This is a genomic window from Prosthecobacter algae (assembly GCF_039542385.1).
Classification (GTDB): Bacteria; Verrucomicrobiota; Verrucomicrobiia; order Verrucomicrobiales; family Verrucomicrobiaceae; genus Prosthecobacter; species Prosthecobacter algae.
In genome coordinates, this window is sequence record NZ_BAABIA010000012.1 from 14,479 (window position 1) to 37,378 (window position 22,900).

At 62.1% G+C, this 22,900-nt stretch carries 1 protein-coding gene; it reads right to left on the bottom strand.

Features of this window, described 5'->3' with window-relative positions; genetic code table 11:
• Positions 1–44: 44 nt before the first annotated feature.
• Entirely contained in the window at positions 45–22,856 is a 22,812-nt protein-coding gene (locus tag ABEB25_RS22465; RefSeq protein WP_345738695.1) for an SdrD B-like domain-containing protein, read from the bottom strand.
• Positions 22,857–22,900 lie beyond the last annotated feature (44 nt).

Genomic DNA, 22,900 nt, shown 5'->3' on the forward strand with positions numbered 1-22,900 from the left:
GATTCCAAGGGGCGCGGTGCCATCACCGCGCCCCTTTTTGTGGATCAGGGTTCCCGATACCCTGGCACGGCCACCGGGGAGACGAGGAAGAAGGCGCGGGTCGGCTCCAGAAGGGTCTGGGTGCTGGCATCGCTGCCGTCTGCCTCATCCAGCCAAAGGGAGGCCGGATTGTGCAAGTAGAGGTGGCGGTAGGTGGATTCGCCAGGGGCGACATCGCCCTTCCACAGGCGCAGGCGGGTGGCCTCATCGGGAGTTGTCGAGGCCGTGAAGCCCGCCTCAGTCCGCAAGCCAAGGGTCTGCACGGTGTGAGCCACAGGGAAACCACTGCCGATGAACTGGGCCCCGGCCTGCAATGGCTGGGCAAACAGGGTGCTGCGGACCGCCCCGGTGAAGGTGAGGGAAACAGTGCCCGTGCGAGCATGGACCAGCAGCCCTTCGCCAGGGGCCACGAGGCGGTCTCCTGCGCTATCCCCCGTCCATCCGTCGACGGAGAGCCAGCTCGTGCGGAAGCTGCCCGAGGCTGCGTCAAAGAACAGCAGGCGATCTGCATTCGCCGCCTCAGTCCCCGTGGCAAACGCATCCGCTGGGAACAGGCCATTCACCGTCCAATGCGGACGCACCGCAAGGCGTGTGCTGGCAAGGTCTGGAGTGGCAGTCTCAAAGGCCAAAGCCTCATCGGTCGTCGCGGCTTCATCCAGTTCATAACGCTGGCCTTCATGCGCACCGACGAGGACTTCCACGTAATAGGACTGACCGGCAACGAGCTTCGACTTCACTCCGGTGGCGCGGATGCCGTTGAACACATCCGTCCGCAAAAGTGGCATGGAGAAGCTCTGCTGGCCGCTGATGTCACGGCGCACCCAGGCCTGGATTCCGGAGACCACCGTGGCTTCGGCGCGGCCGTTGAGATCTGCATCCAGGTTCACCTTCAGGCGCAGGAAGCCCATTTCGCCGAGGGAGGCGACATCGGTATAACGAAGCGTTTCGCTGCCATTGTTATTCTGAGTGATGACAGGCACCACCGTGACTGGCGACCATTCGCCCAACCGCAGGTCGCTGCTGGTTTCCAGCAGATGCCGCACATCTGCACGGCCACCGCTGGGGCGGATGACCACGGCATCTACACGGCCCGTGGCGGCATCCGTTTGCAGGAAGAAACGCTGGGTTTGCAGGCCGGATGTCGCATCGGTACCCAGGGCATATTCCAGCAGATTGGCAGCGCCGTCAGCATCCAGATCAGCCGTCGGTTCACCCAGTGTCCGGGCCAGACTTTGCCAGGTGCTGGAGGCAGAGGCTGGGACAGGAGCCGGTGCAGCCGACTGCGGCGGTGGAGCCAGACCGAGGCCGAGAAGGCCCCCGGTGATCCTGAAACCAAAGTCCACCGTCAGGTCATAATCCGCGTCCGAATCATCATCCGATGTGCCTTCAAACCCGCCTTCAGCACTGCCAGTAGGGGCAGTCCCAGATTGCAGCGTGATGGCGCGGCTGGAGATGCCCAGCGTGGTGAGATTCAGCACGTCGATGCCGTCTTCGCCCGTATTGTCATCACCGCTGGCGGTCTGGTAACCGGGCAGAGACGAGGCCTTGAACAACGGTCCCTCCGTGATGACCCCTAGGAGGCCCGCCTGGAAATTAGCAGCCGGGATGTGGACCACATAACTGTCAGCAGCAAGATCGCTGAAGAGATAGCGGCCAGCACTGTCGGTGGTGGTGGTTTTCAGCGGTCCGAGAAGGGCCAGAAGATCCGCACTGCGATAAAGATACACCGTCACGCCGGCCACACCTTCGCCTGCGTTGTAGCGGCCGTTACCATTGGCATCCATAAAGACCATGTTGCCGATGCCCAGGCCAGGAAGCCCGGTGTCTGGAGCAGCAATCACCGGCACAAAACCGAAGTCCACCGTCAGATTGCTGTCAGAATCCCAGTCATCGTCCGTGCTGCCATCAAAGCCGCTTTCAGCCGCACCCACGGGAGCCGTGCCAGCCTGCAGGACGATGACTTCACTGGAGATGCCCGTCACCAGCGGCAACAGGGAGTCCACCCCGTCCTCGCCCTGGTCATCATCCCCTGCCCCGGCCTGGTGGGAGGCGATGGAGAGATGGTTGTAAAGAGCGCCCTCAGCGATCAAACCGGCCACGCCGATGCCAAAGTTCTGGGCCGGGATATGGACGAAGTAACTGCCCGCCTGCAACCCGCTGAAGAGGTAGCGCCCGGCGGCATCCGTGGTGACTGTTTTCAGCGGCGCGATGACGCCCACGAGGTCAGTGCTGCGATAGAGCTGCACCGTGACTCCAGGGGTGCCTTCCCCAGCATCGTAGCGGCCGTTGCGGTTGGTGTCCTTGAAGACGACATTGCCGATGGCCAGGTTTTCTGGAACCGGGGTCATATCCACAAAACCAAAGTCCACGGTCAGGTTGCCATCGGCATCCCGTGCGTCATCCGCCGTGCCTTCGAAGCCAGCTTCAGCGGCCCCGGTAGGCGAGAGCCCCGGCTGCAGGCTGATGATGCCGCTGGAGATACCCGTGATGGCGGGAGCAGGCGCATCCACGCCATCTTCGCCCAGATTATCATCCAGCATTCCGTCCTGATGCCCGCTGACAGAAAGATGGTTATACAGCGGACCTGCCGAGATGGCGGCCAGGATCGGCGCACGGAAGTTATCCGCCGGGATATGCACATAATAGCTGCCGGAGTAGAGTCCACCGAAGAGGTAACGCCCTTCGTTATCCGTGGTCGTGGTCTTCACAGGCACGGCCACTCCCAGCACGTCCGTGCTGCGATAGAGATGCACCGTCACGCCTGCCGCACCTTCACCCGCATCGTAGCGGCCATTGGTGTTCAGGTCCTTGAAGACGAGGTTGCCCAGGCTGAGATCTTCAACGGCGACAAACGGCACAAAGCCAAAGTCCACTGTGAGGTTCGTATCGGCATCTCTGGCATCGTCTGAGGATGCATCAAAACCGCCTTCAGCCGCGCCAGCCGGGGCCGTACCCACCTGCAGATTGATTCCCAGGCTCGAGATACCCGTCACCAGCGGAGTCGCGGAATCCACACCGTCTTCTCCCTGGTTATCGTCCCCCACCGAGGTCTGATGGCCGGCGACTGAAATGCAACTGAAGAGAGGCCCTGCCGTGACAAACCCATCCACCCCTGGGCGGAAGTTTTCTGCCGCGATGTGCACCACATAGATGCCAGCGGCCAGCCCGGTAAAGGCATACCGGCCTTCACTGTCCGTCACCACCGTCTTTAGGGCGGCGGAGATGCCAGGCACATCCGTGTTCCGGTAAAGCTGCACCGCCACACCGGCGATGCCTTCACCCGCATCATAGTGGCCATTGGTGTTGGCGTCCCTGAAGACCACGTTGCCGAGGCCTAGATCATCCGGCAGTGGTTCAACCGCCACGGCGACAAAGCCGAAGTCCACCGTCAGATTGCTGTCTGCATCGTAGGCATCGTCAGAGCCTCCATCGAAGCCACCTTCCACCGTCCCGACAGGTGCCGCACCCGCCTGCAGGCTGATGAGCGTGCTGGACACACCTGTGACTTCCGGCAGCAGGGCATCCACCCCGTCTTCACCCAGATGGTCATCCAAAATTTGAGTCTGGTAACCGGTGACGGAACGATGACGGTGCAATGGCCCCTCCACTGTCAGGCCCAGGACACCCGGGGCAAAGTTCAGCGCCGGGATGTGCACGATGTAGTTGCCCGCCGTGAGCTGGCTGAAGAGGTAGCGCCCGTTGCTGGTCGTGGTGGTGATGGCCACAGGCAGGGACACCGCAGGAATGTCCGTGCTGCGATAAAGCTGCACGATCACACCAGACACGCCTTCACCGGAGTCATAACGACCGTTGCCATTGGCATCCTTGAACACCAAATTACCGATTTGCAGCCCCTCGGGATCCGTGCCGGAACCATTGTCGGGTTCCACAAAACCGAAGTCCACTGTCAGGTCGAAGTCACCGTCGAACTCATTGTCCGAGCTGCCGTCAAAACCGTTCTCGGCACTGCCAACGGGGCTTTGGCCCGGCTGCAAAATCACGACCTGGCTGCTGATGCCAGAGATGGCCGGAGCCAGCGCATCCACGCCATTTTCACCGACGAGATCATCCCCTTCGGTTTCACCCGTCACGGACACCCGATTGAAGAGAGGCCCCGGTTGCAGGCCCGGCAGCGCATTGCCACCGAGGGAGGTCAGGTTCGGCTTAAAGTTATCCGCCGCCACATGCACGATGTAGCCACCAGGTGGCAAGCTGCTGAAGAGATAGCGGCCCGCTGCATCCGTGAAGGTGCTGGCGTAGGGCGTGGAAAGCCCCGGCACATCCGTGCTGCGATAGAGCAGCATCCACACCCCGCCCACGCCTTCGTTCGCGTCATAGCGACCGTTGGCATTGGCGTCGTTGAAGACCACGTTGCCCACGCCCAGATTCGCCGGAGCTGGCACATTCAGGAAGCCAAGGTCAATGGTCAGGTCGGCATCGGCATCATAGCCCACATCCTGATTGCCTTTGAAACCGGTCTCCATCTCGTCGGTCGGCTCCGTGCCAAAGTCGAGATCGAAGAGCGTGGAGCTGATCCCGGTGGAGGTAGGCTGTGGTTGATCCAGCGTATCCTCATTGCCCGAGTCATCCGTGCCATCATCGCTGCCAAAACCAGGCACGGCCGAGGCACCGGAGAGAGGCTTGCCCTCACCAAACTGGGAGGCCGGGATATGGACAAAGTAAGAGCCTGCCCCGGGTGCCTTCAGTTCATAGCCGCCATCGATTCCCGTGTAGGTCTCGGCTAGCGGTGTGGAGGTCTGCGGGATATCGCCAATGGCAAAGAGCTGCACCAGCACGCCAGGGATGCCAAAGTCGGTCGTGGTGGAGAATCGGCCATCACCGTTCACATCGGCAAACACCAGGTTGCCCACCCGCAGCGGTTTCGGCGCAAAGCCAAGGTCCACCGTCAGGTCGGAATCCTGATCGTACAAGTCATCTTCAAAGGCTCCGTATCCCGTTTCTCCGTTGGCCGCCGTCGGGCCTTCGCCTATCTGCACACTGAAGGCAGCCGTGCGGGCACCCACCACGGTGACGTTTCCGAATTCGTAGATGTCCTGGCCGACGTTGTCGTCCACGAAGGTGCCAGCACCATTCGGTGTGGCGACGGAGGGCACGAGATTTTCCAACTGCCCACCCGAACTGAACTGGGACGCATCCACCCGCAGATGATAGGTGCCTGGGGCAATCCTGAAGCTGTACGAGCCGAGCCTGGAGGAGAACACGCTGGCAAGGGGAGAGGCCGCACCCGCTTCATTCGACCAAAGCTCAACGCTCACTCCGCCCAGCCCCGACTCGGTATCTGGGTCAAAGATGCCGTCACCGTTGGCATCGCTAAAGACGAGGTTGCCGATCTCGACGCTGGGCACAAAACCGAAGTCGCGAGTGAGGTCCACACTGGCATCGGTGAGGTCATCGGAGCCGCCATCCTGGCCGCTTTCGGCGGCCCCAACAGGGGAAGCGGAAGGACTGAGGCTAAACACTGCTGTGCTGATGCCATTGGTGTCTGGCCGCCCATCGTCCAGACCATCTTCACCCAGATTGTCGTCACCGGTGGAGCTGCCATAAACGCTGGCTTGCAGATGCAGCGGCCCTTCCTCCAAGAACATATAGTAAGGCACATGCAGGTAGTAATTGCCCGGCATCACATCCGTGAAGAGGTAACGGCCATTGGCATCCGTGGTGAGGGTGGCCACAGGCTCGTCAAAGATGGGCGAAGCATTCTCTTCATACAGTTGCACCTCCACGCCGGACAGCCCCTCGGCCTCATCGGCAGTGCCGTTGTTGTTGGAGTCCAGGAACACCAGGTTGCCCACAGAAGCGAGCTTGGAAAAACCAAAGTCCACCGTTAGGTCCATGTTGGCATCCTTGGCATCATCCATGAAGGCATCCCGGCCGAATTCGCCCAGGAAGTTTTCAGGCTCATTGCCTGGCTGCAGCTCGATCACGGTGGAGGTGATGCCCAGGGTGACAGGATCCGTATCGCTGCCGTTTTCATCCGAGTCATCGTCAATGCCGGAATCCAGTCCCTGGCCTGGGAGGGATGTCCAGCCGTAGAGCGGTTTACCCTCGGCAAACTCAGAGGCCGGGATGTGCAGCAGGTAGGCACCGGCGGCCAGATTGCCAAAGAAGTAGATGCCTTCATTGGTCGTGACGGCTGTGGCCAGCGGGCTGGCGGTCTGCGGATCTGCCGTGGAGGCAAATAGCTGTACCCGAACTCCGTTGACGCCTTCGCCACTGTCATACACCCCGTTCGCATTGGCATCCTGGAAGACGAGGTTGCCTACGCCGACAGCATTCGGATTGGTCACGGCAAAACCAAAGTCCACCGTCAGGTCAAAGTTGTTGTCATCAAAGTCATCGTCCTGCGCATAAAGGCCGGTTTCCGTCGTGCCATTGGTCGGGCAGGCATCCACCGCTAGAGAAATGAGGCGGGTGCTCACGCCGTTGAGTGCCGGGGTGGCCTCATCCACGCCGTCTTCACCGCTGCTGTCATCGGCACTGCCCGTCTGGCTGCCCTGAACCGAAAGGGTGTTGTAAAGCGGGCGGCCAGCCGCGAATTCCGAAGCCGGAATGTGGACGATGTAGGTCCCGGAACTGAGGAAATCAAAGAAGTAACGACCGCCCTCTTCCGTGGTCGTCTGCGCCAGCGGAGTCGTCGTCCCAGGAGTCTGCGTGGAGCGATAGATCTCCACCCGCACGCCGTTCACACCTTCACCCGCATCGGCCACTCCGTTGGCATTGTTGTCGAGGAAAACCAGGTTGCCCACGCCCACCGGCGTCTGGAAACCAAAGTCCACGGTCAGGTCTACTGCCGAGTCATTGTCATTGTCACTCGTTCCATCCAGGCCGGTTTCACCGCTGGAGTCCGTCGGGGCCGCGCCAGGGAACAGACGGATCTCGGCCGTGCTCACGCCGTTGACTGCGGGGGTGCCTTCATTCACCCCATCTTCACCCACGTTGTCATCCCCTGCGAGGCCTTCATTGATGCTCACCTGCTGATACAGCGGCCCGGTCTGCGCGAACATGGCGGCTGGCACGTGGACGATGTAATTGCCCGGACGGATGAAATCAAAGAGGTAACGACCGCCATTGGCAGACACCCGCGTGGCCAGCGGTGCATCGGTGCCAGGAATCTGGCCCGAGTTATAAAGCTGCAAGGTGATGCCATTGAGCCCCTCGCCCGGATCATAGCGGCCATTGGAGTTGCCATCGGCAAATACCAGGTTCCCCAGCGCCACAGGGCGGAAGAGGCCGATGTCCACGGTCAAGTCCGTATTGGCATCGTCTGCGTCATCGTCCGTAGCATCAAAGCCGGTTTCCGAGTTGGCATTGAGCGGCGCACTGTCGCGGGTCAAAATGATGCGGCCCGAGCTGATGCCCTCCACCGTCGGTTGAAGATTGTCCACTGAGTCTTCCCCCTGGTCATCGTCCCCGGCCTGCACGCCTTCCAGGCTGAAGAGACCACGCAGCACACCGGTGGACTGGAACTGCTGTGCCGGAAGATGGACAAAGTACTGGGCCTGCCACAGGCCGGTGAAGAGATACTTGCCCCCGTTTGCCGTCAGCGTGGTGGCCAGCGGCTGGTCAACACCGGGAGTCTGGCCCCAGTAGTAAAGCTGGACCACGGCATTGTCTATGCCCTCGCCCAGGTCAAAGCGGCGGCTGCCATTGAGGTCATTAAAGACGAGGTTGCCGATGCCCATCACACCGGGCTCCACAAAGCCAAAATCCACCGTCATGTCGCCGTTGGCATCCACCGTGTAGTCATCCACCTCACCGCCAGAGCCGATCTCCGCGCCCGTCTGTGCATTGCCCAGAGGCTCCGTGCCAGGGGTCAGCGTGATGATGGGGCTGACCACTTCCGTGAAGTTGCCGCCCGGCTGCTGCCCGTTGTCATCGTTGTCCGTCTGGTCGTCGTTGATCGAGGTGATCGGGCTGCTGAAGCCGGAGCCTGCCAGCGGCAGTCCCTGGCCGAAGTTCAGCGCCGGAATTTTGAGCTGATAACGCCCCGGAGTCTGGCCGGAGAAGTAATAGACGCCACGCTCGTCGGTGAAGGTCCAGCCCATGCGGAACTCCGCACCATTTGCCGTCTCGCCATCCAGGTCGCGCCACAGCTCCACACGCACACCTGGGATGCCACGCTCGCCGGCATCGCGGCGGCCATTGGCATTGAGGTCGTTCCAAACCAGGCTGCCCACGGAAACCGAATCTGGCAACTGCACAAAAGGACGACCAAAGGCGAGGTCACGCGGGCCGGACCAAATCTCATTGTTAGGCCCGGGGGGTGAAGGAATAGGCGCTTCGAAAATATGGACGGTGCCGTTAGGCGCACCAGCAGGATCAATCTCCACCACAGCCCCAGTGGCAAAGGTGCCGCCGAGCACGGGCTTGGCCCAATTGTAACCTGCCACATAGAGCTTGCCCGTTCCGGGGTTCATCTCGATGTCGCGGGCTTCCACAGATCCCACGCCTGCGGAGCTCATGGACGCCACCAGTTGAGGCTCGCCTGGAGCGCCGGGCTGGGTGAGGTCCACCTTGAAGATTTCATCGTCCAAACGATTCGCGCCGTAGAGGGTGCTGCCGTGGATATCGATACCCGAGATGATGGAAACTGGTTCGCCACCAGGCACCATGTTGACCAACTGGGTGTCCGTCACGATCACATTCAAGAGGCTGCCAGTGGTGGTGCTGTAACGGCGCACTTCCCGCACCGTTCCATCCAGAATGACGGCATAAAGATTCCCGTCTGGCCCAAAGTTCACATCCTGGATGCCCGCCTGGCTGATGAAGGTGTGGGGAGCCAGGCCCATGGGCATGCCCGGGCTGGCTGAGAGAGGGCCCTGGAACTTGACGATGCGGCGGCCATTGAGGTCCACCACATAGAAGTTGCCGTCTGGCCCGATGGCAAAGGCTTCGATGAAGCTGACATTCGCCGTCGTATTCAACAGCACAGCACCGAGGTCCACCCCTGCTGGGCTGATCTTGCGCAGATTGCTAGCGCCAAAGTGGGCGACGTACCAGTTCCCATCCGGGCCCATTTCAATGCTGTAAGGCACGTCAAAAGGATTGCCATCACCCTGGTTATGGCTGTTGCCAAAGGGGTGATGGAAGTTGCCCTGGAACCGCCGTGCATTCGGATCATAAACCTGAATGCTGTCATCCTGCGTGGCCGAGACGTAAGCCGTCGGCAGCACATTGCAGAGGCCAAAGTCCAGTGTGCTGTCCGTGTAACCGTTGTCAGAGCTCTCACTGCCGGGGCTAAGGGTGACCACCGGGCTGTAAAGAGAACCGCCCGCAGGCTGATGGCCGTTGTCATCATTATCCACCCGATTATCTGCCAGCACGGTGCTGCTGCTGGACAGCGGGTGCGACTGAGGCGGCGTGGGGATGCGGACGTAATACTTGCCTGGAGCCAGAGAAGAGAAGGCATACAGGCCGCCACCGGCCGTCACCAGGGTGCGCAGTCGCACATCATCCGTGCCGCCGATCACCTGATCTGCACCGACGGACCAGAGCTCCAAAGTCACTCCGTCCAGCCCAGGTTCGCCAGCATCGCGCAGGCCATTGTCATTGGTGTCCTGGAAGACCAGGTTGCCCAGGCCCATGCCACGGAAGAGGCCGAAGTCGAGGGTGAAGTCCGTATCGGCATCGCCATCGTCCACAGTGGGTTCGGTACCGATGCCCAGTTGCACCACGGGGCTGAAGATCGTGGTCCCTGCGCCACCGGGTTGCGAGGCTGCGTTGTTGTCATGGTCGATGCCATTGTCCAAGGCCACTGGGCTGCCACCGGACAGCGGGCTTGTCACCGGCGGCACCAGACGCACATAGTAGTAACCAGGGGCTAGGCCATTGAAGGCATAGGCTCCGCTGGCGGGCGTCGTCAGCGTCGTACCCACCTGGGCATCCGCATTCAGGCCACTGCCGCCGATGGCACGATCCGCCCCGGCAGACCAAAGTTGCAGGCTGGCACCTTCGATACCGGGCTCACCACCATCGCGGATGCCGTTTAGGTTCACATCATTGAACACCAAGTTGCCCAAGGACAATCCACGTGCGGCCAGGCTGTAGGCCCGCAGGGTGGAGCACCCATAGGAGTCCGTGACGTTGACCGTGAACAGCGCCGTCGTGGAGGTCGTGGCCTTGCCCTGGATCGTTCCCGTGGAGGTCAGGTTCAGCCCGGGAGGCAGAGATCCCGATTCGATCACCCAGAGGTAAGGTCCCGAGCCGCCCGTGGCCGTCAGCGTCTGGGTGTAGGTCGTATCCAGGTAGGCCGCAGGCAGCGTCTCTGGAGTCACCGTGATCGTTGGGCAGGTGCTGCGGATGACAAAAGCCCGCGTGGTGGAGCAGCCGCAGGAGTCCGTGACACGGGCGGTGAAGGAGCTGTCCACCGAAGCCGACGGCACGCCAGAAAGGCTGCCTGAGGCCGAAAGGGACACGCCCGGAGGCAGGGCACCGGCAGCCACCGTCCAGGTGTAAGGAGCCAGACCGTCAGAGGCCTCAAGCACCTGCAAGTAGCTCTGCCCCACCGCCGCATCCTGCAGGGTGGTGGTCACAATGGAAACCGGGGCACAAGTGACCGGGATGGAGTAATTGGCGACAGCGGCACACCCGCTGGCATCCGTGGCCTTCAGGGTAAAGCTCTGGGAATTGTTCCCGCACAAAGGCGTGCCGATGATCTTGGCCTGCGGGCTAGTGCTGCCATTGGTGGAGATGACCTGGAGGTTGCGGATGGATGCAACGGTCGTTCCCAGTCCCAGCACCGTGGTATTCAGCACCGCAGTGGCCTTGATGCGCAGCTTGGCCGCACCCGTCACCACAGTGCCGGGGGTGTTAAAGGTCAGGTTCACCGTGCCACTCGTCACGCCCGTGCCCAGGAGGCCCAGAAGGTTGACCAGCGTGCCGGACGATTGCGAAGCGATGGCGTTCCCTGCCCCGTCGAGCAACTCTATGGTAAATGTGGGCAGGATGCCCAGGCCAGACTGTAGGAGGCCATTGCTGCCATCCACCAGGAAGCTCACCGTGTAGCGGGTGTTGGGTTCGAGCTCAATCGCTGCGCCCGGCTTGTTAAAGTTGGCTGTGGCCTCCCAGCTCGATGTGATCGCCGTGCCCACGCCCAGCCAACCCAGCAGGCTAGAGGAATTGTTGCTCACCTGGAATTTCAGGGCTGAACCATCCAGGCTCACTCTGGAACCACTTTCAGTTAGGCCAATGCCCAGCAGGCCAATGCTCACCCCGCCCGTGGCCTTCAAATTCCAGAAGCCCACATCCACAGGCCCCGCTGTACCACCGAGAGCCAGAGTCAGCAGGCCACCGTTCGGGGGATCCACCGTCACCGAACCAGCGGGAGAAAAGATGCTTTCATAGGCGGTGCCAGATCCCACGATCTTGTTGTCCCCGTGCACCAGTTGCAGGCCCTGCGGCAGGCTGCCATTCACCACGCTCCAGTTATAGGAACCGCTGCCGCCCGAGGCGGTCAAAGTCGTGTCATAAGCTGCCGCCACCGTGCCCGGAGGCAAGGTGGAAGGACTCATGGTAATGACCGGGCAACTGATGGCCAAAGTCAGGTTGGTTTCCTGCACGCAAGCCCCGGAATCCGTGATGCGAACGGTGAAAGTATAACTGCCGGAGCTGCCCGCAGCCGGGGTGCCCGCCAGGGTGCCATCCGCAGCCAAAGTGACGCCCGAGGGCAGAGCACCACCGGCCAGCACCCAAGTATACGGGGCCGTGCCTCCGCTCGCCGTCAGCATCTGTGAATAAGGCACATTCGCCGTGCCTGTGGGCAGCGAAGCCGGGGCCACCTGTAGCACCGGGCAGGCCACGGGAACGGTGTAGCTGCGGGTGGCGACACAACTGCGGCCATCGGTGGCGGTGATGGTGAAGGAGTAACTACCTGAAGAGGCCGTGACCGTGCCGGAAAGCTGGCCGGAAGGAGAAAGCACCATACCTGGAGGCAGGGCACCCGCCGTCACCGCCCAGGAGTAGGGGATATTGCCGTTGGTCGCCGTCAGCGTCTGGGCATAGGCGGAACCCTGCCCTGCCGCAGGCAGGCTAGCAGGGGAAATGGCGATGGAGGGGCAGGTCACCGCCAGGACGTAGGCACGGGTGCTGGTGCAGCCCACATTGTCCGTCGCACGCAGGACCACTGCGTAGTTTCCAGGCACCGCTGCTGGCGTGCCGCTGAGGCTGCCATCTGCAGACAAGGCCATCCCGGCGGGCAGACTGCCTGTGGAAATCGAGAACCGATAAGGTCCCGTGCCACCCACAGCCGTGATCGTCTGGGCTGGGTAAGCGGCGAACTGTTGAGCGGCGGGCAGGACCGAAGGCGAGATCGTCAACGCGGCACATTGCACCGTAAAATTGTAGGACCGTGCACCCACGCAGCCTGCGGAATCTACCACGCTGACGGTCACATTGGTCGTGCCAGCATTTGCGGTCGTCGTGCCGCTGATGACCCCTGCTGGAGAGAGGTTCAAGCCCGCTGGCAAGCTGCCGGAGGTGAGGCTCCAGGTGTAAGGGGCCGTGCCACCTGTGGCGGTGAGAGTCTGGCTCGGATAAGCCACCAAACGTGTGGCAGCAGGAAGCGTCACCGGCGCAATGGCCAGCGTGCCGCAAGTCACGGTGAGCTGATAAGCACGGCCACCGATGGTGCCCGATGAGTCGCTGGCCCGAACATGGAACGTGTAGTTTCCGGGGGCTGATGTGGGCGTGCCAACCAGGGCACCCGTGGCTGCATCCACACTCAGCCCCTGCGGCAGGCCTTGATTGCCCGTCTGCGTCGCCTGGTAGCGGGCCTGGATTTCAGCCAGCGACAACGCACGACCATAGATGAGAACCTCGTCCACCCCGCCCTTCCAGGCCCCATCGGAGGCGCCACCACCGATCAGCAGCGAAGTGCTGCTGTGCGTGATGCTGCCCACAAAGCTGCTGCTGGCCTGCAACACACCGTTCACATAGATCCGCATCTGGCTGCCATCAAAGGTGGCCACCACATGCTGCCAGACACCGGCGGTCAGCGTGGTCGTCACCCGGTTGCTGCTGCGGTTGTTCAGCCAGAAGCCAAAGGTGTTATCCGCCCCTAGCTGCCCCAGGCCGTAACCGTCCGTCCCGAGGGCGGAGGTCGTTTTGGAAATCACGCTGCCATTGGCGTTCATCGGGTAGGTCGGGTTCACCCAGGCCTCCAGCGTCAGCAGCGCCGGGCGCAGCGTTTCAGAGTCGGCCACGGCCACCACATCATCCACCCCGTCAAAGACAAAGGCCTTGCCGATGCGCCCGGTCCCGTAGCTGGTGCCGGCAAGGGCCGAGCCAGCATCGGTCCCGATGATCGTGCCGGAACTCGCTTCCGCAGGCCACCAGGCCAGCACTCCGGAAGGCACCGCCGGAGACACGCTCCAGGCGTAAGGGGCACTGCCGCCGCTGGCGACCAAGCTCTGCGTGTAAGGCAGATATTGGGTGGCGGATGGCAGCGTCTCGGGGCTGATGGCGATGACCCCCTGGGTCACCTTCAAGGTGTAGCTGCGGACGCCGAAGCAGCCCGTGGCATCCGTAGCGCGCACGACAAAACTATAGTCACCCAGGAAGGCCCCGGACGATATCGTGCCGGACAGCAGACCGGCTGGCGAAAGCGTGAGCCCCTCTGGCAGGCTGCCCATGCTCAGAGTATAATTGTAGGGGGTGCTGCCACCGGTGGCGCTCAGATTCACCGAATAGGCGACGTTTCGCGTCGCGGCCCCCAGCACGCCAGGATTCACTACAATGGAAGGGCAGGCACGGAAGCCAAAGTCCAGCGTGTTCTCCGCATTCGTGCTGCCCGCACTGCCGGGCTCCGTGGCAGCGGTGAGCGTGAACTCAGGGCTGAAAACCGCCGTGCCCACACCGCCGGGCTGCAGGCCATTGCTGTCATTGTCTTCGCCATTGTCATTCTGGTCCGCCACCGGACTGGCCAGGGGATAGGTGGAGCTCGGAGTCGGGATGCGCAGGCGATAAATACCGGGGCGGTAGGCCAGCAGGTTGTAAACACCACTGCCGTTGGTCGTCGTGGTCGCCACGACTTCATCCGCCTGGTTCAGCAACTGCACGGTGAGACCGCTGATGCCGATTTCAGCCGTGCTATCATACACACCGTCGTTGTTTGTATCGGCCCAGACCTGATTACCGACGGTGATGCCGCTGAAGAGACCGAAGTCCACACTGAGATCCGAGTCCGCACTGTCATCACCATCGTTCACCGGCTCCAGGCCCGAGGTCAGCGTGACGACGGGACTGAACAGAGGTGTCCCCTGCCCACCGGGCTGGCTGCCGTTGTTGTCATTGTTCACCTGGTTGTCGAGCGCCACCGGAGTCCCCCCGGTCAGGGGCAGTCCGGAGGGCGGCGTCACCTTCACCACATAGCGTCCTTCGGCGAGATTGGAGAATTGGTAGTTGCCCGTCGTCGAGGTCGTGGTGCTGGTGATAAAGACGTCGTCCTCATTGCCTGCCGTGAGATCCACACTGCTGTAAAGCTGCACCGTGACGCCGCTGCGGCCGAGTTCGTTGCCGTCCTTGAGGCCGTTGTTGTTGGCATCCGTCCACACCTGGTTGCCGATGGCCAGATTGTTGGCGGAGGAAAGCTGGCAGAGGGACACAAAATCCGCCACCACCGGTCCGCTGCTGGAGCCGCCGCTGAGCACAAAATTCGCCGTATCCAATTGGGAAGCCGTGGCCGCTGCCGCCACACGGAAACGCCAGGTGAACTGCCGCCACTGCGGCTGGGCCCCGTTCGCCACAGCCTCGGACCAGCTATTGTAATCGGCCGATGTGAACTTGCTCAGAGAGGTGCCCGTCACCGGGAATCCGCAGCATTGCAGTTCACCGACGGCTGAGGCCGTCATCTCCGCCTGGGAGACTGTGTATTGCTGGTAGATGCCAGGAGTGCTGCCCGTGATGACCTGGAAGACCGGAGCATTGGCACCCAGGTTCCAGATGATGGAGGCATCCGCCGCGCTGGCATTCGCCGCCCAGACGGAAAGCTGGTACTCACGGCCCGGCTGCAGCACCGTGCCCCAGCCTGCGCCGCCTGCCGCACGCACACTGACGCCTGAGCTGGTGCCCTGGAGCAGCATGTGACGGCTGCCATGGCGTGACTTGAAGCTTTCCACCCAGGACACCCGGGACCCGCTGCCTGCTGCCTGGATCTGCACTCGCTGCACCGGCTCGCCCAGGCCACTGCTCCCATTGACGCCGTTCACCCACTGGTAGGCATTGATGCCCGTCCCCAGTCCGGTGCCCGCGCCATTGTAACCCTGCACGCTGAGGGCCGTGCCTGTGCTGTTGGGTTGCTGCTGAAACTCGAAGCTCGGATTGTCAATCAGGTTGGTGACATAGCAGGCATCCAGGTTGGCAAAGCCAAAGTCCACGGTGGAATCCATGTCAGGGCCATCGCCATCGGCTGCCGTATCCGGCTCGCCCGCAGGAGTCAGCACAATGATGGGGCTCACCACCTGGGTGCCGCTGCCCGCCGGCTGGATGGCATTGCTGTCATTGTTCACGCCGTTGTCCAGATTCACACCGCCCGTGCTCACCGCCGGAAAGTGCAGCGGTGCCGTCGGCATGCGCACATAGTAGCTGCCAGGCACCAGCAGGGTGAACTGGTAGAAGCCGTTGGCATCGGTAAAGACATCCACGGCCGCCTTCACGTCGTCGCCGCTGCCGTTGTTGCGGACGCCATCGTTGCCGACCGACCACAGCTCCATGCGCAGGCCAGCGATGCCGCTTTCGCCCGCCTGGCGCAGGCCGTCATTGTTCATGTCTGCCCACACCTGATTGCCCAGCGCCAGGCTGCGTGCCGACATGGCAAAGCTGCGAGTCACCTGGCATCCGGCCGCATCCACAGCCCGCACCGTGAAGCTGGCACTACCCGTGAGTGAAGGAGTGCCAGTGATGACACCCGCAGGGCTGAGGTTCAGCCCCGTTGGCAGGCTTCCTGAAGAAAGGGCCCAGGTCAGCGTGCTGCTGGCACCGCTGGCCGTCAGCGTCTGGTTATAAGCCACGCCCAGATAGGCATCTGGAAGGCTGCTGGTGGTGATGGCCAACGGTGGGCAAACAGGCCCCAGGGTGTAAGCCCGTGTGCCTGCGCAGCCGGAAGAATCGCTGGCACGGATGGTGAAGTTGGAAGTGACATTGCTGGTGGGCGTACCGCTGATCACACCCGTGGCCGTGTTCAGGCTCAGGCCCGCAGGCAGGCTGCCGCTGGCCACCGCCCAGGTGTAGGTCTGCCACTCGGTGACAGCCTTCGATGCGAAGCCCGGGCCCGACCAATACAGCCGCGCCACTGCACCACCGCCGTTTTCATAGAACTCGAATTTGACAGGCACCTCTGCCCCACCGGTGAGATTCACGGCTGCCGCATAATTGGTTGGGGACTGGTCCCGCCACTGGTCGATCACCAGCACATTGTTCACCCACAGGCGGATGCCGTCATCACTCGTCGTCCTGAAGGTGTAAGAGCCGGTGGATGGCGGCACCAGCTTGCCTGTCCAGCGCACGGAGAAGACATTGTTAGGCAGCAGCGGGTCCGGCGAGCCGCTGCCCCAGTCAAAGTCGATCGCCGCATCCTTGCGGGTCAGCAGCAGGGTATTGAAGTTCAGCCCAGAGTAATATTCGCCCGTCAGCCCGATCACAGGCAGGGCGGTCAATGCCTGGCTATAGGCAGTGCCGACCGTGGCACTCGCCAGAGTCTCGGGGTTCACCGTCACAGCCGAGCAGCCGGCATTGAGGGTGTAGGCACGGGTGCCTTCGCAGCCCTTCCAGTCCACCGCACGGACGGTAAAGGTGGCAGTGCTGGAATTGGCCAGAATGCCGCTGATGACACCCGTGGTGGCATTCAAAGACAGCCCGGTAGGCAGTGACCCACTGGCCACCGTCCATTGATACGATGTCCACTCCGTGACCGATTTCATCGCGAAGGATGGGCCGGACCAGTCCAGCGCAGCCACGGCATCGCCGCCGCGCTCATAGTACTCCATGCGCACATTCACCGGCATACCGCCCGTCAGGCTCACCGTGGCCGTGTAAGCCGTCGCACCCTGGTCGATCCAACGGTCAATCACCAACACGTTGTTCACCCACAGGCGCACCCCGTCATCTGCCGTGGCGCGGAAGGTGTAGCTGCCCGTCGAAGGTGGCAGAACGGCACCCGTCCAGCGAATCGAAAATCCGTCCACGGAAATGACCGGATCTGGCGAACCGCCACCCCACGCAAAGTTCACCGCCGCATCCTGACGAGTCAGCGCCAGGGTCTCAAAGTTCATGCCCAGGAAATACTCGCCCTTCAACCCGCTGGGCAGATCGCTCGTCAAGGTCTGGCTGTAAGAAGTCCCCGCCATGCCTGGAGACAGCGTCGTCGGGGAAATAGTAACCGGTGAGCATCCGACCGCCACGCTGTAATTCTTCGTCCCCACACAACCATTCGCATCGGTGGCCGCAACGACGATGCTGGCTGGAGCCGTCACCGTGGTGGTGCCACTGATGACACCGCCTGGACTCAAGGTCAGCCCCGCAGGAAGTTCACCCGAGACCAACGCATAAGTATAACTAGAAGCACCGCCAGAAGCCGTCAGCGTTTGCGAATAAGGGCTGCCCACGATCACCGGCGCCAGGATCGCGGGCGAGATCGTAATGACCGGGCAGACTTTGAACGTCATCGTGGCGGTGCCCAGGCAGCCATTCGCATCGGTCGCACGGAAGGTGATGGCCGTGCCTGCACCATTGCCCGTTGTTGGCAGGCCGCTTAACACCCCGGTTTCGGCATTCAGTGTTAGGCCAGCCGGCAGAGTGCCCACGCTGACAGCCCAGGTGTAAGGCGCGGTGCCGTTGGTGGCCGTCAGCGTTTGGTTATACTCCACGCCCACAGCAGCAGCAGGCAGGCTGCCCGGAGTCACCGTCAGGGTTGGGCAGACCGGTGTGAGCACGTAGGCACGGGTGCCGCGACAGCCGTTCGTATCCGTTGCTGTCAGGGTAAAGCTGGCAGGCGCGAGGCTCGTCGCCACCCCGGTGATCCTGCCCGTGCTGACATTCAGCGTCAGCCCGGCAGGCAGGTTCCCCGTTCCCACGGCATAAAGATAAGGAGCCGCCCCGCTGCTGGCGGTGACAGTCTGGTCATAGGCAGCACCCAGCACAGGAGCAGGGAGCGTGCTCGGGCTCAGATTGATCACCGGGCAAACACGCAGCACCAGAGTGCGGGAAACCTGACAGCCATTCGCATCCGTGGCACGGAAGACCAGGGAAACTCCAGCTCCGTTCCCAGTCGTGGGAGTTCCGCTGAGACGGCCTGTGGCTGGAACCAGGGTCAGGCCAGTAGGCAGCGTGCCCGAAGTGATGTCCCAGATGTAGGGGCCCGTACCTCCGCTAGCGGCCAGCGTTTGGTCATAGAAAGCCCCCACCGAGGCGGCGGGCAACGTGCTGGTGCTAACCGTCAAAGCGGGACAGGAGGGCGTGAGGGTGTAGGCCCGGCTGCCCAGGCAACCACTTGCATCCGTCGCCCGGATGGTAAACGAAGCTGCCGTGGTGCTGTTCGGGATACCCGTGAGCACGCCGCTGTCGGCATTCAGCGTCGCCCAGGCGGGCAGCGCACCCGCCGAAACGGCAAAGATGTAGGGGGCTGTGCCGCCGCTGGCCGTAAAGGTCTGCGTGTAACTTGCACCCGTCACCGCAGAAGCAGCCGTGACCGGATTCACCGTGATGGATGGGCACTGCACCGTGATCTGGTAGTCTTCCACCTCGCCCTGCCCATGGGAACCTACGGACGGGATGCCAGGGAGTGAGCTGAGGCGCAGGCGCAGCCCCAGGGGCGTGCCACGCACGGCTGTGCCCGGAACATTCACAGTGAAGGTGCGGGACTGCACGCTGCTGCTTGTCGTCACCATCGTCTCTGCGATGACCTGCTCATTGCTGCCATTCAGCGCCCCATCATTATTCCAATCCACCCAGGCTGAAAAATAAGCCGTCGCACCGGTGTTGTTAAAGAGGTTCAACGTCACGGAGCTGCTGGCACCGGAGGCAAAGGCAGGCAGCGCCGAGTCTTCATCGTCTGTTCCCACGGCATCGTCTCCCGTGGCCGTTGCATTGGCCGGATTGGCCGTTTCGGAATCCGTCGCGTTGGTGCCGATGCGCAGGCCGGCACTCACCACACTGCTGGCGCTGCCCAGCACGGACAAATCGCCAAAGTCCACAGGTGCGGCCAGCAGGGCCACCAGATAGTCTTCCACTTCACCGATACCGGCGCTGCCCGTCGGGGCCACACTGCTGACGGTGGACAAGCGAAAGCGCATCCCGGCCATCCCCGGCGTCAGTCCCGCTGGCACCGTGATGCTGATGTTCTGCGTCACCCCGTTGGTGCCGTTGGCGACGATGCGGTTGGTGATCACCTGCTCCCCAGCATCGGTGAGGTCGCCATCCAGATCTGCATCCAGCCAGGCATTCAGGAAAACCGTGCCGCCTGAAGTGTTGAGAAGCTTGACCGGAATCGTGACCGTGCTGCCCGCCGTTAAGCTCGCTGGCATGGTCACGCCGTCTTCGTCATCAATGTCATCAATGTCGTCTCCGTTCGCGTAAAGATTGCTGCGGGGACGGGATTCGGTGTCCACTTCGTTGCCCAGGCGCACCGTGGTACTCCAGGTGCTGCTGGCAGCACCAAAGCCGACATAGTCACCAAAGTCCTGCGTGGAGGCTTCGCAGTCGGAAAAGGCCACGGCATGGGGGCCGTCCAGGCTGGTGGTCAGCTTCCGCAGCAGGCTGCCTGCGGCCGAAAAGACATCCAGCTCATTCTCGCCATAGTCCACCACATACAGGTTGCCATCCGGGCCCCATTTGATCCCCGTGTAGGGATTGGAGCCTGAATCCAGCGTCACAAACGTGCTGCGGGTTCCGCCTGGCAGGCTGATCGCATCCACCCGCCCATTGCTGGCGTTGTTGTTGCGCACGTTGACATAAAGGCGGCCGTCCGGGCCCCAGGCCAGCCCGCGCGGATACTCACCGGCAGGCCAGGTGGCGATGACTGAAAGCAGGGTGCCACTGCTGTTGTACTGGCGCAGCGAGCCGCCGGAAATGTTTTGCGTGACGTAAAGATTCCCTTCCTCATCGAACACCAGACCCGCCGGGCTGCTGGTGCTGAGGACGGTGCCCAGCACCTCGCCGGTCGTCTGGTTAAACCGCAGCACATTGCCCGCATTTTGGTTCGCAATGTAAATGCTGGAGTCCAGCGCCACTGCCATCTGATACGGAAAGTTCAACCCACGACCCGCAGGCACCAGCGTGCTGATGAGGGCTCCGGTAAATGGATTGTGCTTGGTGATGGTGTTGCTGGATCCATTGGCCACCAGCAGGGTGTTGTCGCTCACGCGATACCCATAGTTAGGCGAACCGAGACCTGAGGGCGTCCAGGTCGCCAGATGCGAACCGTCCGTCCCGCTGAAGCGGCTGATGGTGTTATTGTTGTAGTTCACCACCACGACGGCAAATTCCGGACAGGCGCTGGTGACGCTCACCAGATGGTCCTCTACCTCGCCGATGCCACTGGCGCTGGCGCTGCCGGGGCTCGAAGTGGAAGTCAGCCGCACACGCGCACCGACCATGCCTTCCATCGCAGCCACAGGCACGGTGAAGTTGATCACGCGGTTCACGTTGTTCGTTCCATTCGCAATGGAGACATTGGTAGCCACCTGCTCGGTGCTACTCAGCGTGCCGTCGCCGTTCCAGTCCATCCACATGTTCAGGTAGGCGGTGGATCCACGGGTGTTGGTCACACGCACCGTCGCCGTTCCCGCCTTGCCCTGCACCAGGGAACTGAAGGTGACGCCGTCTTCATCGTCACTGCCGAAGGTGTCGTCCCCGCTGGCAATGTTGTCGGCGATGCTGCTGCCTTCCGCATCGACCAAGGTGCCAATGCGAAGGCGGCTGTTCACGGTGCTGCTGGCATTGCTAAACAGGCTGTAGTCACCAAAGTCCGAGGTCGCCGCATTGATGGTGAAGGAGTAGTCACGGGTGCCAAAACAGCCACTGGCATCCACGGCCCGGAGGGTCACGCTGCTGGTGCCCGCCGTGGTGGGCAGCCCAGATATGGCCCCCGTCTCTTCATTGAGCACAAGACCCGCAGGCAGGCTGCCGCTGCTGACCGAAAAGGCATACGGAGGCGTGCCCGAAGAGGCGGTGACCGTGGCGTTGTAGTTTAAGCCCAGCGTGCCATTGGCCATGGTGGCGGGGGACAGAGTGATCACCGGGCACACCACCAGGCGCACCGTCTGGCTGCCGCTACAGCCGATGCTGTCTGTGGCTGTCAGGGTCACTTCCACACCTGCGCCATTCGCACTCGTTGCTTTGCCACCCAATGCTCCGGTGGAGGGGTTCAGCGTCAGCCCTGTGGGCAGGCTACCACTGGTCACCGTCCAGTTGTAGGGGGTGTTGCCGCCAGTGGCCGTGAAGCTCTGGCTGTAGGTGACATTGATCATCGCATTCGCCGGAACGGTGGGAGAGATCACGATCGGCGTGCACAGCGCATTGATGGTGTAGGTTCGCTGGCCTATGCAGCCGCTGGCATCCATCACCCGCACGGTAAAGGTGGCCGCTGCCGGGCTGGACCGGGTGCCGGAAAGGACGCCGGTGCTGGCATTCAGAGAAAGGCCTGCGGGCAGGCTGCCGCTGGCGAGGCTGTAAACATAGGAGCCGCTGCCGCCGCTGGCCGTGAGTGTCTGCGTATAAAAGGTCCCCAGGCTCCCCGCAGGTAGGCTGGCAGGATTCAGCGTGATGGCAGGACAATTTTGCTTGAAGAGCATCGAGTCTTCCAGCGAGGAAAGATTCCTTCCGTAGATGGCCATCGTCATGCCATCCGCAGAGATGCCGTCGCCACCGTTGTAGAGGTTCCAGCCGTAGTAGGTGGAGTCCTGGCTGGCGTGCCCATCCGTGGCCAACAGGTCCAGAAACGTCGTGTAACTGCTGATAGGCGAAAGCCACATCACCGCGAAGCTGCCATTGCTGCCCGCCGTATGCACGGAGCCCAGCACACGCCCCGTATCGCTCACCGCACCCACCTTGCCACCCAAGGTGTCTCCGGCCCGCAGAGGCAGGTTCATGCGGAGTCCCTGCACGGTATCAAAAACAAAAGGGCCTAACAAATAGTCATTCTCAATCTCTGAGGTGGCCACATAACGGCCATCCGGGCTCACCTTGCCACCGCTGATGAAGCCAAAGCTGGCCACCGTCGTTGTCCACCCACTGGCCACGCTGCCACGCAAAATTTTTCCGTAGCCCGTGCTGCTGTCCACCACCAGGAGGATGGAGCCATCGGCCGAGGCATCCAGCACTTCGCGCACACCAGGGATGCTGGTGCGCGCACGTGTGCTGAGATTCCAATACACCCCCTGGCTGGGATTGGCCCCCAGCGGGCCGTCCGTATCCGCCATGCCAAAGGCATAAGTGCTGCCTGCGGTGATGGCGGTGGGGATCGCCGTCAGGGTGGGATTCGCCGAATTGTAAAGGGAAGTGACGGTGCCCGCGCTGCGGTCATAGAACCAAGGGATGATGTTCACCACATTTCCCACGCTCCATTTTTCATAACCGACGACATCGCCTTCATCGTTCACATCCTTACCGTGGGCATACGGATGAGAGGAGGCCACCTTGGGGATGTCCAGCAGTACGGGCGTCGTGCCCGTCGTCATGAGAAAGCCGCGTGTGCTGCTGCCAAAACGCACCCCCGTGGCATAGCGCCCATCTGGAGAGAGGGCCATGACATCCTGCGACTGCGCATAGCCCTGGCCACCCAGCACATCCCGACCGACACGGGTCACCCTGTATTGGGAGCCCACAGTCTGGGCCAAGCCCTGGCTGGCCA